The 6,293-nt window shown below is 39.1% G+C and carries 6 protein-coding genes; 3 read left to right on the top strand and 3 right to left on the bottom strand.

The genetic code is table 11. The annotated features are described in order from the left end of the window. Positions 1-171 precede the first annotated feature (171 nt). From asnS to RQ973_RS02995, 3 genes are all read left to right on the top strand, one after another. Complete coding sequence (asnS, locus tag RQ973_RS03005; protein WP_045763626.1) at positions 172-1,515, top strand: asparagine--tRNA ligase; 1,344 nt, start codon at positions 172-174, stop codon at positions 1,513-1,515. A gap of 270 nt (positions 1,516-1,785) precedes the next feature. Then, the gene (locus RQ973_RS03000) at positions 1,786-2,985 is read left to right on the top strand and encodes an MFS transporter (protein ID WP_311522708.1); all 1,200 of its coding nucleotides are present in this window, start codon (positions 1,786-1,788) and stop codon (positions 2,983-2,985) included. A 67-nt stretch (positions 2,986-3,052) separates the two neighbouring features. Continuing rightward, positions 3,053-3,820 (top strand): epoxyqueuosine reductase QueH, encoded by a 768-nt coding sequence (locus RQ973_RS02995; RefSeq protein ID WP_000567559.1) that lies wholly within the window; start codon positions 3,053-3,055, stop codon positions 3,818-3,820. Positions 3,821-4,085: 265 nt separating this feature from the next. Here the strand turns inward: RQ973_RS02995 and RQ973_RS02990 are convergent, their stop codons facing one another. The 3 genes from RQ973_RS02990 to RQ973_RS02980 all read right to left on the bottom strand — a co-directional run bounded on the left by RQ973_RS02990 (position 4,086) and on the right by RQ973_RS02980 (position 6,267). Next, a complete protein-coding gene (locus tag RQ973_RS02990) occupies positions 4,086-4,619 on the bottom strand; it encodes a DUF402 domain-containing protein (protein ID WP_000775325.1) in 534 nt (177 codons plus the stop codon). A gap of 88 nt (positions 4,620-4,707) precedes the next feature. Continuing rightward, positions 4,708-5,484: a recombination regulator RecX gene (gene recX, locus RQ973_RS02985; protein WP_075232125.1), complete on the bottom strand. Its 777-nt coding sequence runs from the start codon at positions 5,482-5,484 to the stop codon at positions 4,708-4,710. 9 nt (positions 5,485-5,493) lie between these two features. Continuing rightward, on the bottom strand, positions 5,494-6,267 hold the full coding sequence (locus tag RQ973_RS02980; protein ID WP_311522707.1) for an aminoglycoside 3'-phosphotransferase: 774 nt from the start codon (positions 6,265-6,267) through the stop codon (positions 5,494-5,496). Positions 6,268-6,293 lie beyond the last annotated feature (26 nt).

The following is a 6,293-nucleotide window of genomic DNA, read 5'->3' as shown; positions in this document are numbered from 1 at the left end:
TTTAGACTAATTTCCACTTTGGTCAGATAAGTGGAAGTTACTTTGAGAAGTTTCCCGTATCTAAAAACTTATGAATTTCTATCAAACTAGCTAGCTATCAGGCATTATTTGTGGTACAATAGTGGGTAATAATGTCTTTAGACAAGTTAAACAAAAAAAGGAAGATAAAACATGACAAAACGTGTAACAATTATCGAAGTAAAAGACTACGTTGGTCAAGAAGTCACTATTGGTGCTTGGGTTGCCAACAAATCTGGAAAAGGGAAAATTGCCTTCTTACAATTGCGTGACGGAACAGCCTTTTTCCAAGGTGTGGCTTTTAAACCAAACTTTATCGAAAAATTTGGAGAAGAAGTAGGTCTTGAAAAATTTGACACCATCAAACGCCTAAGCCAAGAAACATCTGTTTTTGTGACAGGGATTGTCAAAGAAGACGAACGTTCTAAATTTGGTTACGAGTTGGATATTACAGACATCGAAGTGATCGGTGAATCTCAAGATTACCCAATTACACCAAAAGAACACGGAACAGACTTCTTGATGGACAACCGTCACTTGTGGCTCCGTTCTCGTAAGCAAGTAGCGGTGATGCAAATTCGTAACGCTATCATCTATGCAACTTATGAGTTCTTCGACAAGAACGGCTTTATGAAGTTTGATAGCCCAATTCTTTCAGGAAATGCAGCAGAAGATTCTACAGAACTTTTCGAAACTGACTACTTTGGAACACCAGCCTACTTGAGTCAATCTGGTCAGCTTTATCTTGAAGCTGGAGCTATGGCCCTTGGTCGTGTCTTTGACTTTGGTCCAGTATTCCGTGCGGAGAAATCTAAGACTCGTCGTCACTTGACTGAATTCTGGATGATGGATGCGGAGTACTCATACTTGACACACGATGAGTCACTTGACTTGCAAGAAGCTTATGTAAAAGCATTGCTTCAAGGTGTTCTTGATCGTGCTCCTCAAGCCTTGGAAACATTGGAACGTGACACTGAGCTTTTGAAACGCTACATTGCAGAGCCATTCAAACGCATCACTTACGATCAAGCCATTGACCTCTTGCAAGAGCATGAAAATGATGAAGACGCTGACTACGAGCATCTTGAGCATGGAGATGACTTTGGTTCACCACACGAAACTTGGATTTCAAACCACTTTGGTGTACCAACTTTCGTGATTAACTACCCAGCAGACATCAAGGCCTTCTACATGAAACCAGTTCCTGGGAACCCAGATCGCGTGCTTTGTGCAGACTTGCTTGCTCCAGAAGGTTACGGAGAAATCATCGGTGGTTCAATGCGTGAGGAAGACTATGATGCCCTTGTAGCTAAGATGGAATCATTAGGTATGGATCGTACAGAGTATGAATTCTACCTTGACCTTCGTAAATACGGTACAGTACCACACGGTGGATTTGGTATCGGTATCGAGCGTATGGTAACTTTTGCAGCTGGAACTAAACACATCCGTGAAGCAATTCCATTCCCACGTATGTTGCACCGTATCAAACCTTAATAGCCATAAAAACGCCGTCTGGCGTTTTTATACTCTTCGAAAATCAAATTCAAACTACGTCAGCTTCACCTTACCGTATATATGTTACTGACTTCGTCAGTTCTATCCACAACCTCAAAACAGTGTTTTGAGCAGCCTGCGGCTAGCTTCCTAGTTTGCTCTTTGATTTTCATTGAGTATTACTTTAAATGAAAGAGGTGGAGAAAATGTAGGCAAATCTAAGTAAGTCTTTTAGAAACAATCATATTACATATTGAAAGAGAGAAAACAATGTTTAAAAGAACTTACAAACGCAATATTCCACTCCTAGCAGGTCTGGAATTCACGTCTTATTTTGGAATCACCAGTTTTTGGATTTTATTTTTCATCCAAAATGGTCTATCCTTGCTTCAAATCGGTTTACTAGAGAGTATCTTTCATGGGACAAGTCTCTTGTGTGAAATCCCATCTGGTATGTTGGCTGATCGATTTAGTTACAAGACCAATCTCTATTTGGCTCGCTTAGCCAGTATTGTGTCCTCTATCTTGATTTTGTTTGGTCAGGGGAATTTTTGGATTTATGCGATTGCCATGATGGTTAATGCTTGGTCCTACAATTTTGACTCGGGGACCAGTACCGCTTTCTTATATGATTCGGCGGTTGAAGCGGGTCAAAAGGACCATTATCTTCAGATTTCTAGCTTTTTATCTGGTGTGGCAGAAGTCACCCGAACCCTAGGTACAGTTGTGGCAGGCTTCTTCATTCACGGAGCACTTGCCTGGACCTATCTTATTGCTATAGGATTTTCATTTCTTTCTATCATTTTGATTTATTTGATGAAAGAACCAATGGCTAAGAGAGAGAAAAATGAAGTCTTAACCTTTAAAATGATTGTCCAGCAAGTTCGTAAAGAATGGCAGGAAAAACCAGTACTCTTTTACTGGATGCTGACTTATCAGCTAGTAGGGACACTCATGTGTATGTTTTACTTTTATTATCAGCAGAAAATAAGTGACTTAGCAGGATGGCAGGTTTCACTGGTTATGCTTATTGGTAGTGTGTCAAATCTTATAGCGGTTTATGTAGCTAGTCAAATCGGTAAAAAATGGAATAGTAATCGAGTTTTTCCGACTCTTGTTGCACTAACGGGCTTGGCCTTGTTGTTGGTGTTTTCAGGAACCCCCTTTGCTTTTCTTCTTGTATATCTTTTAACTGATACACTTTATGCAGTTTATCAGCCGATCTATTTCAATGACTTACAAGGTTATTTACCTTCCAGTGTAAGAGCAACTATGCTTAGTATCAATTCTATGCTCTTTAGTCTTTCCATGATTGTCATATTTCCACTGACAGGCTGGATGATTGATCGTTGGGGTCTTGTAGCGGTCTTTTTAGTTCTAGGCCTTATCTTACTTTTCATTTATCCTATATTAATAATCAGTCTGACAAGGATGGGCAAGCTATTAGATAAGGACTTAAAAACTAAGTAAAGCACGAAAACCTATTTGCCCAAAGGATCATCCTGTGGTACAATAGCAAGAGGAAAAGGAGAAGAGTATGATCGATGTAGAAGAAATTCTAAGTAAGATGAATCCCAATCAAAAGATCAACTATGACCGTGTCATGCAAAAGATGGTTCAAGTTTGGGAAAAAAATGAAGAGAGACCAACCATTCTCATGCATGTCTGTTGTGCTCCTTGTAGCACCTACACTCTAGAGTACTTGACCAAGTATGCGGATGTGACTATTTATTTTGCTAATTCAAATATCCATCCTAAAGCTGAGTATCACAAGCGTGCCTATGTGACAAAAAAGTTTGTTAGTGATTTCAATGAACGAACTGGCAACAAGGTTCAATATCTAGAAGCACCCTATGAACCCAACGAATACCGTCAGCTGGTCAGAGGTTTGGAAGAAGAACCTGAAGGTGGCGATCGTTGTAAGGTTTGTTTTGACTATCGTCTGGATAAGACAGCGCAGGTAGCTATGGACTTGGGATTTGACTACTTTGGTTCGGCCCTGACGATCAGTCCTCACAAAAATTCGCAAACCATCAATAGTATCGGGATTGATGTGCAGAAAATCTACACCACGCATTATCTTCCGAGTGACTTTAAGAAAAATCAAGGCTATAAACGTTCAGTGGAGATGTGTGAAGAGTATGACATCTATCGACAATGTTACTGTGGCTGTGTCTATGCCGCTCAAGCACAGAATATTGACTTGGTACAGGTCAAGAAGGATGCAACAGCCTTTATGGTAGATAAGGATATCGAGAAAGATTATTCCCATATCAAATTTACCGTTACGAAATTAGACATTTAAACGAAAACCTGCCTTAAGGCAGGTTTTTTGCTAGGAAAAGGTGATGGAGAGAAGTCGATGGACCAATCTATGAATTCCTAGTCCATGACTCGAGAGACTTCAATAAATTAGTTGAGACTTAAGATTTGTGGATAAAAATGAAGTTTTGCTCAAAGGAGCTTTTTGGAATTTAGAAGGCTGATAAACAGTTCAATTAGTCGCTACTCAAAGGCTTGTTGAAAATCAAAAAACGAGGTCAGGATTTAAATCCTGACCTCTGACAACTTTACCGATTCTTTAGTTCTACGTAGCGTTTGTACCAAATGTTGACATAGGCTTCTGAGAAAGGACCTCGCTCATTGTTAATCCAATCAACAAGAATCTTAACATGCTCTTTCAGAATATAGTCTAGATCAGAAGAATACTTCATTTTTCGCTTATGTCGTTCATACTCCTCAACGTCCAAGAGGCGTTTTTCACCATCTGTAAAAACTTTAACATCCAAATCATAGTCAATGTATTTTAAAGCTTCTTCATCCAGATAGTAAGGACTTGCCATATTGCAGTAGTAGGAGATACCATTTTCACGAATCATAGCGATAATATTAAACCAATATTTCTTGTGAAAGTAAACAATAGCCGGTTCTCGAGTCACCCAACGACGACCGTCACTTTCGGTAACAAGTGTGTGGTCGTTGACGCCGATAATAGCGTTCTCTGTTGTTTTTAGTACCATGGTGTCTCGCCAAGTACGGTGGAGACTCCCATCATGCTTATAACTTTGAATTGTAATAAAGTCGCCTTCTTTTGGAAGTTTCATAACTAACCAACTTTCTACAATTTATAAGTTTATCATTTACTATTATATCACATTTTTATTTAAAGTTCTTAGTTTTTTTATGAAAAAATTAAAGATATTCTCTGAGAGCGCTGGCTATATCCGAAAAATCATAACCTTTTCTAGCTAAAACTTGGGTCAAACGTTGTTTCAGTTCGTATCCTTCATACTTCCGTGAGTATTTTGGGTATTGCTTATTCAATTCTTTAAAAATTAGCTCCTGAATAGTTTCTTCATCGACCTGGTTATCTAGTTGATCAAAGGCAGACTTGGCTTCTGTATAGGAAAATCCTTTATTGGTTAGGCCTTGGATAATCTTATCCTGTATAGCACGGGCAGGTAATTTCTCCTGGTATTTTTTCAATAGTTTTTTAGCTGTGCGCTCTGCGACTTCCGTCATATCAAATTCTTGTAAGACGTCTTGGATAACGGCCTTAGCAACTCCTTTTTGAGAAATCTTCTGCATCAGCATATAGCTTCCCTTATCTCCTGAAAGCTGATTGGAATTGATGATAGCTTGTGCATATTGGCGGTCATTGATCCAGTTGTCATTCTTTAGAGACTGAATGACTTGGGAGATGATTTTCTCATCAATTTCATGTTTGGCAAGATAATCTCTAACTTCTTTTTCAGTACGGGCCTTGAAGGATAAGTGGTAGAGAGCTAGATTTTTACTGTAGGAAAATTGCGCAAAGGATTTAATCTCAGTTAGTTCCTCAGCTGAGATCTCTTTCCCTTTTGTTAACATAAAGCGAACAATGGTATCCTCTGTAATGTAGCAGGTTTGGTCGCTATCAAGTTCGAGCAGATAGAGTCTTTTTTTCTTTTCAAGTTTTGTGATTTTCATGTTTTCCTCTTACCCAAATGCTTCAAAGGCAGCAACGAGTCGAAGTTTGTTGCTATCAACCAGCTCTCTCCCATAATAGTCAAGAAATAGTTCAGCATATTTGGGATCTTTTAAGTTGTAATTGAGGGACCAAATAGCCCAAAAGAGATCGATATGCCGGTCACTGAAATCAGCCAAACCAAGATCAATAAAGCAAGAGAAGTGGTCAGCATCTTTGAGAATAAAGTTTGGTAGACAGGCATCACCGTGAATAAAGGCATCTGTCTTTAAAAGGTGCCCTTGTTCTTGGATGACTTGGAAGGCCTCTTCGCGACTGTTAATTTGGAATTGGGGTAGGAGCGCCTTGGCATAGAACTCCCCTTTTTCATAGTTTTTAAAGGCTCTTTCTTTATAGGCTTTTAAATGATTTTCTGATGGAAAATTTTGTGGGTTTAAGTTGTGAAGCTTTTTAAGAGCCTCTGCCATTGTTCGGCAGATTTTTTCTGGTTGGTCTAAAAAAGCGAGAGCATCATGACCAATAGCCTCTTTAGTCAGGAGGTAGTCTTTATCTGTTGATAGATAGTGGATGACTGGAGTTCCTATTCCCTCTTGTTCAAACCAACTTGCAATGCTAGCTTCTCGCTCTAATCTTCCCTTTTGATCAATTTTTAAATAGTAACCTGAATCAAGATAGAGAACTCTTGCACCTGAATGAGAAGAGCTGTCAGATAGATTTGCCCCCTCTATATAAGTTCGTAATTGCACAGGAAAATCCAATGGGGAAAAAGATATCTTTGTATTCATGGTTTTATTGTAACATATTCTTAACC

The sequence above is a fragment of the uncultured Streptococcus sp. genome (genome assembly GCF_963511325.1).
Taxonomy (GTDB): Bacteria; Bacillota; Bacilli; order Lactobacillales; family Streptococcaceae; genus Streptococcus.
Note: the sequence above shows the minus strand (reverse complement) of the source record. Positions and strands in the feature narration are given on the sequence as shown.

Excerpts from the sequence above, each read along its gene's own strand:
- asnS (WP_045763626.1), top strand. The coding sequence starts at position 172 with ATGACAAAACGTGTAACAATTATCGAAGTAAAAGACTACGTTGGTCAA.
- RQ973_RS03000 (WP_311522708.1), top strand. The coding sequence starts at position 1,786 with ATGTTTAAAAGAACTTACAAACGCAATATTCCACTCCTAGCAGGTCTG.
- RQ973_RS02995 (WP_000567559.1), top strand. The coding sequence starts at position 3,053 with ATGATCGATGTAGAAGAAATTCTAAGTAAGATGAATCCCAATCAAAAG.
- RQ973_RS02990 (WP_000775325.1), bottom strand. The coding sequence starts at position 4,619 with ATGAAACTTCCAAAAGAAGGCGACTTTATTACAATTCAAAGTTATAAG.
- recX (WP_075232125.1), bottom strand. The coding sequence starts at position 5,484 with ATGAAAATCACAAAACTTGAAAAGAAAAAAAGACTCTATCTGCTCGAA.
- RQ973_RS02980 (WP_311522707.1), bottom strand. The coding sequence starts at position 6,267 with ATGAATACAAAGATATCTTTTTCCCCATTGGATTTTCCTGTGCAATTA.